This window comes from Streptomyces sp. BBFR25, assembly GCF_044590125.1.
Classification (GTDB): Bacteria; Actinomycetota; Actinomycetes; order Streptomycetales; family Streptomycetaceae; genus Streptomyces; species Streptomyces canus_D.
In genome coordinates, this window is record NZ_CP172447.1 from 6,512,927 (window position 1) to 6,529,272 (window position 16,346).

The following is a 16,346-nucleotide window of genomic DNA, read 5'->3' on the forward strand; positions in this document are numbered from 1 at the left end:
AGCGCGAACGCGAAGGGGCCCCCGCCGCGGGCGGGGGCCCCTTTCAGGCTGCGAGCGGCGTGCCTACGCCGGAACGCTCGCCACGCCCTGCGCCAGGAACCGCTTCCCGTTCACCCGCTCCGAGACGCCCTCGCGGTCCAGGTACGGCGTGATGCCGCCCAGGTGGAAGGGCCAGCCGGCGCCGGTGATCAGGCACAGGTCGATGTCCTGGGCCTCGGCGACGACGCCCTCGTCGAGCATCAGGCCGATCTCCTGGGCCACCGCGTCGAGCACCCGCGCCCGCACCTGCTCCTCCGTGAGGACGGTGTCGCCCTGCTTGAGGAGCGCGGCGACCTCCGGGTCCAGCTCGGGCTTGCCGCTGTCGTAGACGTAGAAGCCGCGCTTGCCCGCCTCGACGACCGCCTTCAGGTTCGGGGAGACCGTGAAGCGCTCGGGGAAGGCCCGGTTGAGGGTCTCCGAGACGTGCAGGCCGATGGCCGGGCCGACCAGCTCCAGGAGGACCAGCGGGGACATCGGCAGGCCGAGGGGCTCCACGGCCTTCTCCGCCACCGGCACCGGGGTGCCCTCGTCGATGACGTTCTGGATCTCGCCCATGAAGCGGGTCAGGATGCGGTTGACCACGAACGCCGGGGCGTCCTTGACCAGGACCGCGGTCTTCTTCAGCTTCTTGGCGACGCCGAACGCCGTGGCCAGCGAGGCCTCGTCGGTCTGCTCGCCGCGGACGATCTCCAGCAGGGGGAGGATCGCGACCGGGTTGAAGAAGTGGAAGCCGACGACCCGCTCGGGGTGCTTGAGCTTCGACGCCATCTCCGAGACGGAGAGCGAGGAGGTGTTCGTCGCGAGGACGGCGTGCGCGGGCGCGACCGCCTCGACCTCCGCGAAGACCTTCTGCTTGACGCCCATCTCCTCGAAGACGGCCTCGATGATGAAGTCCGCGTCCGCGAAGCCCTCGGCCTTGTCCAGGACACCGGTCACCAGGGCCTTCAGGCGGTTGGCCTTGTCCTGGTTGATACGGCCCTTGCCGAGCAGCTTGTCGATCTCGGCGTGGACGTAGCCCACACCCTTGTCGACCCGCTCCTGGTCGATGTCGGTCAGGACGACCGGCACCTCCAGGCGGCGCAGGAAGAGCAGCGCGAGCTGGGAGGCCATCAGGCCGGCGCCGACCACACCCACCTTGGTGACCGGGCGGGCCAGCGACTTGTCCGGGGCGCCCGCGGGGCGCTTGCCGCGCTTCTGGACCAGGTTGAAGGCGTAGATGCCGGAGCGCAGTTCGCCGCCCATGATGAGGTCGGCGAGGGCCCGGTCCTCGGCGTCGTAGCCCTGCTGGAGGTCGCCGTTCTTGGCGGCGGCGATGATGTCCAGGGCGCGGTAGGCGGCCGGGGCCGCGCCGTGCACCTTGGAGTCGGCGATGAACCGGCCGCGCGCGACCGCCTGGTCCCAGGCCTCGCCGCGGTCGATCGCCGGACGCTCGACGGCGATCTCGCCCTTGAGCACGGACGCCGTCCAGATCAGCGACTGCTCCAGGAAGTCCGCGCCCTCGAAGATCGCGTCCGCGATGCCGAGTTCGAAGACCTGCCCGCCCTTGAGCTGCTTGTTCTGGTTGAGGCTGTTCTCGATGATCACCGAGACGGCCTTGTCGGCGCCGATCAGGTTCGGCAGCAGCGTGCAGCCGCCCCAGCCGGGGACCAGGCCGAGGAAGACCTCGGGCAGGGAGAACGCGGGGAGGGCCGCCGACACCGTGCGGTAGGTGCAGTGCAGGCCGATCTCCACGCCGCCGCCCATGGCCGCGCCGTTGTAGTACGCGAAGGACGGCACCGCGAGGTTCGCCAGGCGCTTGAGGACGTCGTGGCCGCCCTTGCCGATGGCCAGCGCGTCCTCGTGCCGCTTCAGCAGCTCGACGCCCTTGAGGTCGGCGCCGACCGCGAAGATGAACGGCTTGCCGGTGACGCCGACGCCGACGATGTCGCCGTCCGCGGCCTCCTTCTCGACCTGGTCGAGGGCGGCGTCGATGTTCGCCAGCGACTGCGGGCCGAGCGTCGTCGGCTTGGTGTGGTCGTGGCCGTTGTCCAGGGTGATGAGCGCGAAACGCCCGACGCCCTGGGGAAGGTCGAAGTGGCGCACGTGGGCGCTGGTGACGACCTCGCCGGGGAACAGCTCGGCCGCACCCTTCAGCAGCTCTGCGGTGGTGCTCACTTGTCCCCCTCGAAGTGCGGGTTCTCCCAGATGACCGTGGCGCCCATGCCGAAGCCGACGCACATGGTGGTCAGGCCGTAGCGGACGTTCGGCTGTTCCTCGAACTGACGGGCCAGCTGCGTCATCAGGCGGACGCCCGACGAGGCCAGCGGGTGGCCGAAGGCGATGGCGCCGCCGTACTGGTTGACGCGCGCGTCGTCGTCGGCGATGCCGTAGTGCTCCAGGAACGCGAGGACCTGGACGGCGAAGGCCTCGTTGATCTCGAACAGGCCGATGTCGTCGATGGACAGGCCCGCCTGCGCGAGTGCCTTCTCCGTGGCCGGGATCGGGCCGTAGCCCATGACCTCCGGCTCGACGCCCGCGAAGGAGTAGGCGACCAGGCGCATCTTGACCGGCAGGTCGTTCTCGCGGGCGAAGTCCTCGCTCGCGATGAGGGAGGCGGTGGCGCCGTCGTTCAGACCGGCCGCGTTGCCCGCGGTGACCCGGCCGTGCACGCGGAACGGCGTCTTGAGGCCCGCCAGGTTCTCCAGCGTGGTGCCCGGACGCATCGGCTCGTCGGCGGTGACCAGGCCCCAGCCCGTCTCACCGGCCTCTTCGTTGGTGCGGCGCACCGAGATCGGCACCAGGTCGGCCTGGATCTGGCCGTTGGCGTACGCCTTGGCGGCCTTCTCCTGGGAGCGCACGGCGTACTCGTCGGCGCGCTGCTTGGTGATCGACGGGTAGCGGTCGTGCAGGTTCTCCGCGGTCATGCCCATGAACAGGGCGGACTCGTCGACCAGCTTCTCGCTGACGAACCGCGGGTTCGGGTCCACGCCCTCGCCCATCGGGTGGCGGCCCATGTGCTCGACACCGCCCGCGATGGCGACGTCGTACGCGCCGAAGGCGACCGAGCCGGCCACCGTGGTCACGGCGGTCAGGGCGCCCGCGCACATGCGGTCGATGGAGTAGCCGGGGACCGAGGTGGGCAGACCCGCCAGGATGCCGGCGGTGCGGCCGATGGTCAGGCCCTGGTCACCGATCTGCGTGGTCGCGGCGACGGCGACCTCGTCGATCTTCTTGGGGTCGAGACCGGGGTTGCGGCGCAGCAGCTCCCGGATCGCCTTCACGACCAGGTCGTCGGCGCGGGTCTCGTGGTAGATGCCCTTCGGGCCCGCCTTGCCGAACGGGGTGCGGACGCCGTCGACGAAGACGACGTCCCTGACGGTACGAGGCACGATGGCTCTCCTCCAGGGTGCGGGATGGCACTGCTGCGGCACGCATGCACTGAGCGCGCGCTCAGTCCCCATGCTACTTATGAGTAACGTAGCTGCCCAGTCCCCCCGGCGGGAGCGGCGAAGGTCACACCACCCGTCACACCACCGGAGGACCCGTTCACCCGGCCGCCCGCTCCGGGACCGCGCCCGGGGCGCACTCCGGACCTTGGCCGGAATCCGCCCTTCCCGCTACGCCGCGTCCTGGCTCAGCGCCGCCACCAGCACCGGTGTCACCTGCTCCACCTGCCAGGGCCGCGCCCCGTGTCCGGCGAGGGCCGCGCCCACGGACTCGGCGTCGACCACCGCGGGCGGCTCCCAGCAGACCCGGCGCACCGTGTCCGGCGTGATCAGGTTCTCCTGGGGCATGCCCAGCCGCTCGGCCAGAGCCGTCACCGCAGCGCGCGCCGCGGTCAGCCGGGCCGCGGCGGCCGGGTCCTTGTCGGCCCAGGCGCGCGGCGGCGGAGGGCCGGTCACCGGCTGGCCGGGCTGCGGCAGCTGCGACTCGGACAGCGCCCTGGCCCGGTCGACCGACACCTGCCACTGCTCCAGCTGCCGGCGGTTCACCCGCCCGAACCCGTTCAGCGCGGCCAGCGCGTGGGCGTTGGGCGGCAGCGCGAGCGCGGCCTCGACGATGGCCGCGTCACCGAGCACCTTGCCGGGGGAGACGTCCCGGCGCTGCGCGATCCGGTCCCGGGCCTGCCACAGCTCCCGCACCACGGCGAGCTGGCGGCGCCTGCGCACCTTGTGCATGCCGGACGTGCGACGCCACGGGTCCTTGCGCGGCTCGGGCGGCGGGGCCGACGCGATCGCGTGGAACTCCTGCCGGGCCCACTCCAGCTTGCCCTGGCGGTCCAGCTCCTTCTCCAGGGCGTCCCGCAGGTCGACCAGCAGCTCCACGTCGAGCGCGGCGTAGCGCAGCCAGGGCTCGGGCAGCGGGCGCGTGGACCAGTCGACGGCCGAGTGGCCCTTCTCCAGGACGAAGCCGAGGACGTTCTCCACCATCGCGCCGAGGCCGACCCGGGGGAACCCGGCGAGCCGCCCGGCCAGCTCGGTGTCGAAGATGCGGGTGGGCAGCATCCCTATTTCCCGCAGGCACGGCAGGTCCTGGGTGGCCGCGTGCAGCACCCACTCCGCGTCGGCGATCGCCGCGCCGAGACCGGAGAGGTCGGGACAGGCCACCGGGTCGATCAGCGCCGTGCCCGCGCCCGCGCGGCGCAGCTGCACCAGGTACGCGCGCTGGCCGTAGCGGTACCCGGAGGCGCGCTCGGCGTCGACGGCGACGGGGCCGCTGCCGGCGGCGAAGGCGGCGGTCACCTCGGCGAGGGCGTCCGCGTCGGCGATCACCGGCGGAATGCCCTCGCGAGGTTCGAGCAAGGGGGTCGGCGCCTGGCTCGCAGAAGATCCGGCGTCGTCCGGAGGGGCGCCTCCGGTGGTTCGCAGTGGACGGTCTGCTGCGGTTTCGTGGGCGTCGGTCACCTGTCAAGGGTATCGGTGGATCGACCGAGCCCGCCGACGGAACGTTCCGTCGGCGGGCTCCGGGGGGTCGTAAACCAGTCAGGCCGGTGAAGGACCTGCTGTGCGGGGCGTCGGTGGGGAGGGGGAAGAGGGAGCGTGGGGGAGTGGGCGGGGCGTCGGGAGCGGGGCGGTGGGTGTCAGTGGATGATGCCCGTGCGCAGGGCGACCGCGACCATCCCGGCGCGGTCGCCCGTGCCGAGCTTGCGGGCGATGCGGGCCAGGTGGCTCTTGACGGTCAGGGCGGACAGGCCCATCGAGACGCCGATCGCCTTGTTCGACTGGCCCTCGGCGACCAGCCGCAGCACCTCCACCTCGCGGCCGGAGAGCTCGCGGTAGCCGCCCGGGTGGCTCGGGGCGCCCGGGGGGCGGCGGTGCAGGCGGGCGGCGGCGGCGCCGATGGGGGCGGCGCCCGGCCGGGTGGGGAGCCCGACGTTGGTACGGGTGCCGGTGACGACGTAGCCCTTGACGCCGCCGGCGAGGGCGTTGCGGACGGCGCCGATGTCGTCGGCGGCGGACAGGGCGAGCCCGTTGGGCCAGCCCGCGGCGCGGGTCTCCGACAGCAGGGTCAGGCCGGAGCCGTCGGGGAGGTGGACTTCCGCGACGCAGATGTCGCGGGGGTTGCCGATGCGGGGACGAGCCTCCGCGACGGACGAGGCCTCGATGACGTCGCGCACACCGAGCGCCCACAGGTGGCGGGTGACGGTGGAACGGACGCGCTGATCGGCCACGACCACCATGGCGGTCGGCTTGTTCGGGCGGTAGGCGACCAGGCTTGCAGGCTGCTCGAGGAGAACGGACACCAGGCCTCCTGGGGTGCGGGGACGGGGCCGGCTCATGGGGGTGAAGCCGGGACGAACCGTGCTTTCAAGGTCACAGTCGTATTCGGCACCGAACGCGTCCGCCTTTAGAGAATGATCACGATCTGGTGAGTAACAATCCGAGCAATTCGGACACGCTGTCGATCATTCGAAGATCGAACGGTTTCACACTTTGTCGATACGAGCCCGAAAGTGGCCGTGTCGACAAAGTGACGGAACCTCCTGAAGGCATGGGGGTCCCTTCGCCCGGAATGATGAACGACGGTCGGCGGCGTCAGCGCGACTGCGGGCCGCGCCGCTGCGGCAGCGTCACGACCGAGGCGTCGCCCGGTGCCGCCGGCGGCAGGCCCGCGACCTGCGCCAGCAGATCGCACCACGAGGACAGGTGCGCCGCGGTGTCCGGGACGCCGCCGAGACCCTCGCGCGGCGTCCAGGACGCCCGGATCTCGATCTGCGAGGCGGACGGGCGCGCCGAGAGCCCTCCGAAGTAGTGCGAACTCGCCCGCGTGACCGTGCCGCTGGGCTCGCCGTACGCCAGCCCGCGCGCCTGGAGCGCGCCGGTCAGCCAGGACCAGCACACGTCCGGCAGCAGCGGATCCGCGGCCATCTCCGGTTCCAGCTCGGCGCGGACCAGCGTCACCAGGCGGAAGGTCCCGTGCCAGGCGTCGTGCCCGGCCGGGTCGTGCAGCAGCACCAGCCGCCCGTCCGCCAGGTCCTCGTCGCCGTCGACGACCGCGGCCTCCAGCGCGTAGGCGTGCGGGGCGAGCCGCTGCGGTGCGCGGGTCGCCTCCACCTCGATCTGCGGCCGCAGGCGCGCGGCGCGCAGCGCCTCCACCGCGGCCGTGAAGGCCGGCGGTGCCGTGCTCCCGCCGTTCCCGTCACCTCCGTGGTGACTCCCCTTGTGCCGGGCCTCTTCCTCGGTCCCCTTCGCGTCGTCCATTCCGCCAGCGCCGTCCGACAGTCGTCCCTGAGCCGCAGCCATGCGGGGAACATTAAGCGGAACGGCGGCCCGGCGCAGGGAGGGACACCCGCGTGCGGACGCGATGTCCGGATCACGCGGCTCCGCGGGGGCGGGAGGGAGCCGTCCCACCCGTGGTCCGGCGCGGTCCGGGAGCCATGCGAAACTTGCCCCTGTGAGTGCCAACCAGAGCCCCGCGGGCCAGCAGCCGACCGCCACGTACGACTCCGCGTTCCTCAGGGCGTGCAGGCGTGAGCCGGTGCCGCACACCCCGGTGTGGTTCATGCGGCAGGCCGGGCGCTCACTGCCGGAGTACCTGAAGGTGCGCGAGGGCATCGGGATGCTCGAGTCCTGCATGCGGCCGGAACTCGTCGCCGAGATCACCCTCCAGCCGGTGCGCCGGCACGGTGTGGACGCGGCGATCTATTTCAGCGACATCGTCGTCCCGCTCAAGGCCATCGGTATCGACCTCGACATCAAGCCAGGTGTCGGCCCGGTCATCGCGAACCCGATCCGCACCCGCGCGGACCTGGCCCGGCTGCGCGACCTCACCCCCGAGGACGTCAGCTACGTCACCGAGGCCTTCGGCCTGCTCACCCGCGAGCTGGGCGCCACCCCGCTGATCGGTTTCGCGGGCGCGCCCTTCACCCTCGCGAGCTACCTCGTGGAGGGCGGCCCGTCCCGCAACCACGAGCACACCAAGGCCCTCATGTACGGCGACCCGCAGCTGTGGGCCGACCTCCTGGACCGCCTCGCCGGCATCACGGCCGCCTTCCTCAAGGTGCAGATCGAGGCGGGCGCGAGCGCCGTCCAGCTCTTCGACTCCTGGGTCGGCGCGCTGTCCCCCGCGGACTACCGCCGCTCGGTGCTGCCCGCCTCCCGCAAGGTCTTCGAGGCCGTCTCCGGGTACGGCGTGCCGCGCATCCACTTCGGCGTCGGCACCGGTGAGCTGCTCGGCCTGCTCGGCGAGGCCGGCGCGGACGTCGTCGGCGTCGACTGGCGCGTCCCGCTGGACGAGGCGGCCCGCCGCGTCGGCCCCGGCAAGGCGCTCCAGGGCAACCTGGACCCGGCGGTCCTCTTCGCCGGGCGGGAGGCGGTCGAGACCAAGACCCGCGAGGTCCTGGACGCGGCGGCGGGCCTGGAGGGCCACGTCTTCAACCTGGGCCACGGCGTCCTGCCGACCACCGACCCGGACGCGCTGACCCGGCTCGTGGAGTACGTCCACACCCTGACCGCGGGCTGACGCACCCCCTCCGCACGGAGGTTCCGGATCAGAGTGCCGACGCGGCCGTCAGGACCTCCGCCGCGGCCACCCCGGAGGCCGCGCTCGCGCCGTGGGTGAAGATCTGGGCGGCCGCGACGGTGGCGGTGCCCGGCAGGCCCATCTCCACCACGATCGCGTCCGGGCGCGCGGCGGTCAGGCCGGTCACGGCGCGGCTCATCCAGGTGTGCCGGGCGGCGTCGCGGGCGACGATCACCAGCGGGCGCCCCACGGCCGGTTCGAGGGCGCAGCTCTCCAGCGCCACCGTCCCCTCCTCCAGTTCCTGACCGCGCACCCGCACGGAGGTCGTGCCGGGCAGCCGCTCGCGCAGCGGTTCCGCCACGCCCCACGGGGTCTCCTTGCCGATGGCCATGTTGGTCACCGGGGCCAGCTCGACCACGTGCGGTGCGGCGGTCAGCGGCAGGGCGGCCCGCGCGGCGCCGGTGAGCCGTACGGCGCGGCGCGCGGCGACGTGGCCGATGCCGTCCCCGGCCGCGTCGCCCGCGGCCCCGGCCGCTCGCAGCCCGGCCGACCAGCGGGCGAACTCCCGTACCCGGCCCGCCGCCTCGGCCAGCCGCTCCTCGGGCAGCTCCCCGCCGGTCACCGCGGCGGTGAGCGCCTTGACCAGGAGCGCGACGGTGGCCTCCTCGGCGCTCTCGCCGCCCACGCAGACGGCGTCCACCCCGGCGGCGACCGCCTTCACGGTGGCGCCGTCGATGCCGTACCGGCGGGTGACGGCGCCCATCTCGATGGCGTCGCTGACGACCAGGCCGTCGAAGCCCAGCTCCTCGCGGAGCAGGCCGTGCAGGATGCGCCGGCTCAGTGTGGCCGGCAGGTCGGGGTCGTAGGCGGGCACCAGCAGGTGGCCGCTCATGACCGCGCGCACACCGGCCGCGACGGCGGCCCGGAACGGGGGCAGCGCCTGGGCGGCGATCTCGTCGGGCCCGGCCGGGTACGCGGGCAGGTCGTGGTGGGAGTCGACGGCGACGTCGCCGTGGCCGGGGAAGTGCTTGGCGCAGGCGGCGACGCCGGACGACTGGAGGCCGCGGATCCACGCGGTGGTGTGCCGGGAGACCACCTCGGGGTCCGAGCCGAAGGAGCGCACGCCGATGATCGGGTTGTCCGGGTTGGAGTTGACGTCCGCGCTCGGCGCGTAGTCGAGGCTCACCCCGGCCGTGCGCAGCTGGCGGCCGAGGTCGGCGGCGACGGCCTCGGTCAGCTCCGGGTCGTCGACGGTGCCGAGGGCGAAGTTGCCCGGCCGGGACGACCCGGTGGCGGACTCGATGCGGGTGACGTCGCCCGCCTCCTCGTCGATCGCGACGATCAGGTCGGGGTTCTCGGCGCGCAGCCTGGCGGTCAGCCGGGCGACCTGCTCGGTGGAGACGATGTTGCGGGAGAAGAGCACGACCGAGGCCAGTCCGTCGCCGATGTCGCGCAGGATCCAGTCGGGGGCCTCGGTGCCCACGAAACCCGGCTGCAGAACGGAGAGCGCGAGCCGACGCAACTCGCTGCTGTGCTTGCTTGAGGACATCGGCCGCGCCTTTCGGGTGGTGTCTTGGTATAGACCAAGGGGGTGCGCGTTCAGGTTAACCAGACGTGTCAAGAGCGCCCCGCGCTGAACTCGGAAGTAACAACTCGACTGGTCGGAACGGGTGTTGACACCCCGGCTTGGTCTAGTCCATTGTGAGGCGCAAGTTCGGCGAGGGACGGATGTGACACCAGTTTCCGCGCCGGGCACCTGCCGCGGCCGGACTGCGAAGACCACCGCCGTGGCACCGACTTCCGTACGACGACTTCCGTGACGACCACCCCGGACCTCGCCCCGCTCCCGCCCCGTGCCGCGAGCGGGCCCCGCTGCCACCACCCGACCTCATGTGCGACGGCCGACCACCGTCGTACACACCGCCGTTGCCCGCACGGGGCGACGGCGAGGATCTGGAGCACCACATGGCGACGCCCGATTCCTACCTCCACCGAGCCCCGTCGGACCTGCCCTACTTCAGCGCGGACGCCGACACCTACCTGGCCCGCACCCAGCTGCGCGACCTCGACAAGACACGTCCGCTGCGGGTGCTGTCCGAGGAGGACTTCGCCCACTGGCAGACGTACGGCTACGTCGTCGTGAAGGAGGCGATACCCGCCGACTCCGCGCGCCGACTGCTCGACTTCGCCTGGGAGTTCCAGGGGCTCGACCCCGAACGCCCCGACACCTGGTACCAGGACCGCGAGTACCGCTCCGACCTGGACCGGGAGCTGCACATCTACGGCTTCGTCGAGGCGTACCACCACCAGCTCATCTGGGACAGCCGCCAGACGCAGCGCGTCTACGACGCCTTCGTCGACGTGTGGGACTGCGAGGAGCTGTGGGTCACCCTGGACCGGCTCAACCTCAACCCGCCCAACACGGGCAACCGCGACCGCGCGCTGATCGACAAGCCGGACCGCGGTTTCGACATCGAGCTGCACTGGGACGTGGACACCTCCCTCGGCGTCCTGCCGCAGCGCGTCCAGGGCATCATCGCCCTCAACGACACCAAGCCCGACCACGGCGGCTTCCAGTGCTGCCCCGAGCTGTTCCGCCGCTTCGACCGCTGGAAGGCCCTCCAGCCGGACGACCGCGACCCCATCCGGCCCGCGATCGACCGCGAGGACATGCCCGTCGTACGGCCCGACCTGGAGGCCGGCGACCTCCTCATCTGGAACGGTCTGCTGGCCCACGGCGTCGCCCCCAACACCTCCGGCGAGGGCGTGCGCGCGGTGCAGTACCTGTCGATGATGCCCGCGCTGGAGACCCACCGCACCCTGCGCGACTCCCGGATCGACTCCTGGCGCACCCTCGCCACCCCCGACTGGAACGCCACGCTGCTCGGCGACGCCCACCGGCACGAGTCCGAGCGCTACGGCCCCGCCGAACTGACCGAACTCGGCGCCAAGCTGCTGGGCCTGAAGCCCTGGCACCCCGGCACCGACGGCAGCGACGAGCACCAGGCCACCGGGGACGGCGCATGCGCAGCATCTGCCTGACCCTCCCCACCAACCGGCACTGCCCGGACACCGTAGCGGCCCTCGGCGCGGAAGCCGCCTACGCCGCCGACCACTTCGACATCGATGTCCACCTGCTGGTCCTCGACTCCTGCCCGCCCGCGGACCGCGCCGCCCACGCCGCCGCGCTACGGCGCCTGCCGGTCCACCCCCGGATCACCACCCACCACCTCGACGAGGCCGCCCAGCGCGACTTCCTGACCCGGGTCACGGCACGCTCCGGCAGCGCCAAGCCCGACCTGCTCCTCGACCTGATGCTGCCCGACGGACTGTCCTACGGGGCCTGCACCAACCGCGCCTTCCTGATCGCGGCCGCGCTCGGCTGCGAGTCCGTCCACCGCCGGGACTCCGACAGCCGCTACCAGAGCGTGGACGGCCGTACGGTCTTCCCCGTCCACCACGAACTGCTGTCGCTGGGCGAACGCGCCGCCGACGCCGTGGCGGGCGTCACCGCCTCGACGCTGCCGGACCACCTGCTGGAGCGCCGGGTCGCCATGGTGGGCAGCTCCTTCGTGGGCGAACTCTCCGTCGACATCGCGCAGATACGGGACGCCGACCCCGCTGTCTACCGCGACGTCGTCTCCCTGTGGGCACCGGAGGGCTGGCCCCCCGAGCAGAAACGCGCACTGGCCGAGGAGTCCTTCACCGGCGCGGGCACGGAACCCTTCACCGCGGACCACTCGCTGCTGACCGTGGTCGACCCCATGCGCGTGGACATGTGCAACATCGCCTTCCACGGCCCGACCGTCAGCGAACGGGTGCCGCTGCCGCCCGCCCGGGACACCATCGGCAGCGACTACTTCCTCATCCACCTCGTGCACGACGCCCGGCTGCCGGGCGTGCTGCACAACCGCAACATCGTCAACTACTACACCGGCGAACGCCGCACCGGCCCCGGCTTCCTCGCCTACCAGACGCGCTTCGCCAAGTTCCTGCTGTCGATGCTCTACTTCCACCACGTCTACGACCGCATGGCCGAGGCGGGCGACGCGCTGCTGGACGAGCGGGGCCGGGTCCGCCCCGCCGCCGTCGCCGCCCTGGCCCGCGAGAGCACCGGCCTCGACCCCGCGGAGAACGTCCGCAGGCTCGACGCCCTCGACGCCGCCTACCGCAAGCTCGGCGGCCGGTACGCCGACTTCGCCGACCTGCTGGCCGACCGCCGCGCCCGCCTCCTCGATGAGGCACGCGGCGACATGGCGGACTTCGCGCTCCTGACGGAGGCCTGGGAGCCGATGGTGGCCGCGGCCCGGGCCACCCCCGTCCCCCCGGCCGCGGGACAGCCGCGGTGAGCGCGGGGACGGCCGCGGGCCTCGACGCACCCCTGGCCGCCGCCCTCGCCGCCGCCACCGAGGACCGGCTCGTGTACGACCTGGCCGGCATCGAGGGCCGCCACGACACGCTGCGCCGCGAACTGCCCGGCGTACAGGTGCGATTCGCCATGAAGGCCTGTCCGGTCGACGAGGTCGTCGCCGCCCTGGCCCGCCGGGGCGCCGGTGCCGACGCGGCGAGCCCCGGCGAGGTCGAGCAGGCGCTGCGGGCCGGGGTGCCGGTCGGCCGCGTGCACTACGGCAACACCGTCAAGTCCGACCGGCACATCGCCGAGGCGTACCGGCTCGGCGTGCGCACCTTCGCCACCGACAGCCTCCAGGACGTGGCCGCGCTCGCCGTCCACGCGCCCGGCGCCCGGGTGTTCTGCCGGGTGGCGACCGGCGGGGCGGGCGCCGTGTGGGGGCTGAGCAACAAGTTCGGCTGCCCGCCCGGCGACGCCGCCCGGGTGCTGGCGGCGGCCCGGGACGCCGGGCTGGTGCCGGCGGGTCTGTCCGTGCACGTCGGCTCCCAGCAGATGACGGGCGAGGCGTGGCACGGCGCCGTGGAGGACCTGGGCGAGGTGCTGCGCGCACTCAGCCGACGCGGCATCCGCGTCGACCACGTCAACCTCGGCGGCGGCCTGCCCGCGCTCGGCTACCGCGACCGGCGCGGCACCCCCCTCGACCCACCGCTGGACAAGATCTTCGCGGTGATCCGGGAGGGCATGGACGAACTGCGCCGGATCCACGGCGGCCCCCTGGAGTTCGTCGTCGAACCCGGGCGGCACCTCGTCGCCGACCACGGCGCGATCCGGGCCCACGTCGCCCGCCTCACCGAACGCCGGGCGGCCGACGGCGAACGGCGGCACTGGCTCTACCTGAGCTGCGGCAAGTTCAACGGCCTCTACGAGATGGACGCCCTGCAGTACCGGCTGGTCTTCCCGGGCCACCCCGAGGGGCCGTACGTCCCGGCCGTCGTCGCCGGTCCCACCTGCGACAGCGACGACGCCTACTCCCACGAGGAGGGGCTGGTCCCGGTGCCGGCGGCGCTGGCCTCGGGCGACCCGGTCTGGGTGCTGTCCTGCGGCGCCTACGCGACGAGTTACACCACCCAGGGCTTCAACGGCTTCGCCCCGCTCCCGTACGCCTTCGCGGGCCGCCCGGAAGGGAGCGGCGCCGATGACTGAGACCGTGCGGGTACGCACCCTCGCCGACGGGGACTGGGACGCCGTCGTGGCGCTGGAGCGGGACGCCTACACCGGCCTCGGCCTGTCGGAGGGCCGGGCCGCGCTCGAGTCCAGGGCGGCGGCGTCGCCGGACACCTGCTTCGTCGTGGACGTCGGCGCCCGTACGGCCGGCTACCTGCTCGCGCTGCCCTACCCGCCGCACCGCTACCCGGACCTGACGCGGACCGAAAGAACGGGGAGCGCGTTCGAGCCCGGGAACCTCCACCTCCACGACATCGTCGTCGCACCCGGCCTGCGCCGCAGGGGGCTCGCGCGGCACCTCCTGCACCACCTCACCGCCACCGCACGGGCGCGCGGCGACGAACGGATCTCCCTGGTCGCCGTGGGCGGCACCGAGCGGTTCTGGTCGGCGCGCGGCTTCCTGGCCGAGCCGGGAGTGGTGCCCGCCGGCGCGTACGGCGACGGCGCCGTCTACATGTCACGGCCGGTGGCGGCCGTCCGGCAGCCCCGGGCCCGCCCCTCCCTCTCCCCGCCCGCCCCCACCCTGCGCGAAGTGAGCTGATGGCGCGTGTCCCGTCTCCACGACCCCTTCCGGCGCGGCCAGTTGGCGATCGCCGCGCTGTTCCTGTCCCTCGGCTTCCAGTACGCCACCTGGGCCGCGCGGATCCCGGCCCTCAAGACCGACCTCGACCTGAGCGCGGCCGAGGTGGGGGTGCTCCTGATGGCCGCGGGGGTCGGTGCCGCGGTGTCCTTCCCGGCGGTGGCGTGGCTGATGCGCCGGATGGGCTCGCGGCGGCTCGCCCTGCTGTCCCAGCTGGGCCTGGCGCTGCTGCTGCTCGCCCTGGCGGCGGCGCCGAACTACCCGGTGGCCCTGCTGGTGATGTGCGCCGACGGCGTCCTCGTGGGCTGCCTGAACGTGGCCATGAACGCGCAGGGCGCGGCCCTGGAGGCGCGGCACGCACGCAACACGATGGCGAGGCTGCACGCCGTCTTCAGCGCCGGATCACTCCTCGCGGCCCTGCTCGCCTCCGGCATGACCGCCGCCACCGGATCGGTCGCGGCACACTTCGGCGTCGCCGTCGTCCTCCTCGCCGCGCTGGGCGTGACGGCACGTACCGGACTGCTCGACGAGGACGCCCCGGCCGACGCCAAAGCCACCGCCGACGCCAAGGCCACCGCCGACGCACCGGACCCCGCCGACCCGGAACCGGCCCGCCGCCGCTGGACCGTCCCCGCGCGCCCGACCCTGTGGATGTGCTGCGCCATGGTCTTCGGCACGGTCGCCGAGGGCGCCATGAACGACTGGTCCGCCCTCTACCTGAAGGACATCGCCGAGGCGTCGGCCGAACTCGCCCCGCTCGGCATCGCCGTGGTGTCCGGGATGATGGTCGTCGCCCGCCTCTTCGCCGACGGCTGGCGCAGCCGCTGGGGCGACGGGCGGGTCGTCCTGCTGGGCAGCGCCGTGGCCGGTACCGGTCTCGCCGTCGCCCTGGTCAGCGGCGGCGTCGCACCGGCGCTGGCCGGGTTCGCCTGCATGGGGCTGGGCATCGCGGCCGTGACCCCCTGCGTCTACGCCGCCGCCGCCCGGCAGGGCTCGGACGCGCTGACGCTGGTCGCCGCCATGGGCACCACGGGGCTGCTGGCCGGGCCGCCGCTCATCGGCTTCATCGCCGGTGCGAGCAACCTGGCGTGGGGCATGGGCGCCGTGGCCGCCTCGGCGGGCGCCGTCGCGCTGTGCAGCACCCGCATCCGCTGGACCCCGGTCCCCGCCGCGCAGAGCGAGGCGACCCCGGCCTGAGTCCGCAGGCGTGGACGCGGACATGCGGGGTAAGCGGGTTGCGTAGCCATCGGCGCCGTGCGGGCGTTGACGACTGGGAGGGCACATCATGACGACGACGACCGTGCGGACGACGGCGCACACCGCGACGGAGATGCCGGAGATCGCGGACCCGTCCAAGGTGGCGCCCAGGGACGCGCGGGAGTTGTCGAAGCTGTTCTTCGAGCAGCTGGCGGTCCTGGAGGAGGGCACGCCCGAGTACCAGTACGCGCGCAACACGCTGATCGAGATGAACATGTCCCTGGTCCGCTTCGCGGCCGGCCGGTTCCGCAGCCGCGGGCCGGAGGAGATGGAGGACATCGTCCAGGTCGGCATGATCGGTCTGATCAAGGCCATCGACCGGTTCGAGCTGACCCGCGAGGTCGAGTTCACCTCCTTCGCCGTGCCCTACATCGCGGGCGAGATCAAGCGGTTCTTCCGGGACACCTCGTGGGCGGTGCACGTGCCCCGCCGCCTCCAGGAGGCCCGCGTGCAGCTGGCCCGGGCCACCGAGGAGCTGCGCAGCCGGCTGGGCCGCAACCCCACCACCCGGGAGCTGTCGGAGCTGATGAGCCTGCCCGAGGACGAGGTCGTCGAGGCCCGGCTGGCGGCCAACGGCTACAACTCCTCCTCCCTGGAGGCGGCCGTCGGCGGCAGTGAGGACGGCGAGTCGGCGCTCGCGGACTTCATCGGCGAGGACGACGCCGCCCTGGCGCTGGTGGACGACTTCCACGCCCTGGCCCCGATGATCGCCGAGCTGGACGAGCGCGACCGGCAGATCATCCACTGGCGGTTCGTCGAGGAACTCACCCAGAAGCAGATCGGCGAGCGGCTCGGCGTCTCCCAGATGCACGTCTCCCGGCTCATCTCCCGCCTGCTGACCCGGCTGCGGAGCGGCATGCTCGACCAGGTGTGAGGCAGGAGGCACCCCCGTCCTTGGTCTATCCTTCATTGGTTGTCGTATGACAATCAGTACTGCGTGGCAGAGGGATGGGA

13 protein-coding genes are annotated in these 16,346 nt (G+C 73.0%); 7 read left to right on the forward strand and 6 right to left on the reverse strand.

The features are described from left to right. Positions 1 to 63: 63 nt before the first annotated feature. The 5 genes from ACGH52_RS29680 to ACGH52_RS29700 all read right to left on the reverse strand — a co-directional run bounded on the left by ACGH52_RS29680 (position 64) and on the right by ACGH52_RS29700 (position 6,761). The gene (locus ACGH52_RS29680) at positions 64 to 2,193 is read right to left on the reverse strand and encodes a 3-hydroxyacyl-CoA dehydrogenase NAD-binding domain-containing protein (RefSeq protein ID WP_076976807.1); all 2,130 of its coding nucleotides are present in this window, start codon (positions 2,191 to 2,193) and stop codon (positions 64 to 66) included. Next, entirely contained in the window at positions 2,190 to 3,407 is a 1,218-nt protein-coding gene (locus ACGH52_RS29685) for an acetyl-CoA C-acyltransferase (protein ID WP_076976808.1), read from the reverse strand. The genes ACGH52_RS29680 and ACGH52_RS29685 overlap by 4 nt, the downstream gene beginning before the upstream one ends. A gap of 228 nt (positions 3,408 to 3,635) precedes the next feature. Then, entirely contained in the window at positions 3,636 to 4,922 is a 1,287-nt protein-coding gene (locus tag ACGH52_RS29690) for a ribonuclease D (RefSeq protein ID WP_063124341.1), read from the reverse strand. A 176-nt stretch (positions 4,923 to 5,098) separates the two neighbouring features. Continuing rightward, positions 5,099 to 5,761: a response regulator transcription factor gene (locus ACGH52_RS29695; RefSeq protein WP_059298226.1), complete on the reverse strand. Its 663-nt coding sequence runs from the start codon at positions 5,759 to 5,761 to the stop codon at positions 5,099 to 5,101. A gap of 292 nt (positions 5,762 to 6,053) precedes the next feature. Next, positions 6,054 to 6,761 (reverse strand): DUF3000 domain-containing protein, encoded by a 708-nt coding sequence (locus ACGH52_RS29700; protein WP_121701098.1) that lies wholly within the window; start codon positions 6,759 to 6,761, stop codon positions 6,054 to 6,056. A gap of 151 nt (positions 6,762 to 6,912) precedes the next feature. Here ACGH52_RS29700 and hemE point away from each other — a divergent pair, with 151 nt between their 5' ends. Then, complete coding sequence (hemE, locus tag ACGH52_RS29705) at positions 6,913 to 7,980, forward strand: uroporphyrinogen decarboxylase (RefSeq protein ID WP_399943710.1); 1,068 nt, start codon at positions 6,913 to 6,915, stop codon at positions 7,978 to 7,980. Between the two features lie 28 nt (positions 7,981 to 8,008). On the opposite strand, the gene ACGH52_RS29710 is transcribed toward hemE, so the two are convergent. Continuing rightward, a complete protein-coding gene (locus ACGH52_RS29710) occupies positions 8,009 to 9,529 on the reverse strand; it encodes a glycoside hydrolase family 3 protein (RefSeq protein WP_399943713.1) in 1,521 nt (506 codons plus the stop codon). A 416-nt stretch (positions 9,530 to 9,945) separates the two neighbouring features. On the opposite strand from ACGH52_RS29710, the gene ACGH52_RS29715 reads away from it, so the two are divergent. The 6 genes from ACGH52_RS29715 (at position 9,946) to ACGH52_RS29740 (ending at position 16,266) form a co-directional block, all read left to right on the forward strand. After that, positions 9,946 to 11,022, forward strand: a complete 1,077-nt coding sequence (locus ACGH52_RS29715; protein ID WP_059298233.1) for a YbiU family protein — start codon at positions 9,946 to 9,948, stop codon at positions 11,020 to 11,022. After that, entirely contained in the window at positions 11,004 to 12,329 is a 1,326-nt protein-coding gene (locus tag ACGH52_RS29720; protein ID WP_399943715.1) for a DUF6271 family protein, read from the forward strand. Before ACGH52_RS29715 ends, ACGH52_RS29720 begins: the two co-directional genes overlap by 19 nt. Further along, on the forward strand, positions 12,326 to 13,534 hold the full coding sequence (locus ACGH52_RS29725; RefSeq protein ID WP_399943718.1) for a type III PLP-dependent enzyme: 1,209 nt from the start codon (positions 12,326 to 12,328) through the stop codon (positions 13,532 to 13,534). The genes ACGH52_RS29720 and ACGH52_RS29725 overlap by 4 nt, the downstream gene beginning before the upstream one ends. After that, positions 13,527 to 14,096, forward strand: a complete 570-nt coding sequence (locus tag ACGH52_RS29730) for a GNAT family N-acetyltransferase (protein ID WP_210974562.1) — start codon at positions 13,527 to 13,529, stop codon at positions 14,094 to 14,096. Before ACGH52_RS29725 ends, ACGH52_RS29730 begins: the two co-directional genes overlap by 8 nt. Positions 14,097 to 14,102: 6 nt before the next feature. After that, complete coding sequence (locus ACGH52_RS29735; protein ID WP_210974563.1) at positions 14,103 to 15,332, forward strand: MFS transporter; 1,230 nt, start codon at positions 14,103 to 14,105, stop codon at positions 15,330 to 15,332. 88 nt (positions 15,333 to 15,420) lie between these two features. Next, positions 15,421 to 16,266, forward strand: coding sequence for an RNA polymerase sigma factor SigF (locus ACGH52_RS29740; RefSeq protein WP_076976818.1), 846 nt, complete (start codon positions 15,421 to 15,423; stop codon positions 16,264 to 16,266). Positions 16,267 to 16,346 lie beyond the last annotated feature (80 nt).

Coding starts and splice junctions, on each gene's coding strand:
- ACGH52_RS29700 (WP_121701098.1), bottom strand. CDS start 6,761: ATGGCTGCGGCTCAGGGACGACTGTCGGACGGCGCTGGCGGAATGGAC.
- ACGH52_RS29710 (WP_399943713.1), bottom strand. CDS start 9,529: ATGTCCTCAAGCAAGCACAGCAGCGAGTTGCGTCGGCTCGCGCTCTCC.
- ACGH52_RS29715 (WP_059298233.1), top strand. CDS start 9,946: ATGGCGACGCCCGATTCCTACCTCCACCGAGCCCCGTCGGACCTGCCC.
- ACGH52_RS29720 (WP_399943715.1), top strand. CDS start 11,004: ATGCGCAGCATCTGCCTGACCCTCCCCACCAACCGGCACTGCCCGGAC.
- ACGH52_RS29730 (WP_210974562.1), top strand. CDS start 13,527: ATGACTGAGACCGTGCGGGTACGCACCCTCGCCGACGGGGACTGGGAC.
- ACGH52_RS29740 (WP_076976818.1), top strand. CDS start 15,421: ATGACGACGACGACCGTGCGGACGACGGCGCACACCGCGACGGAGATG.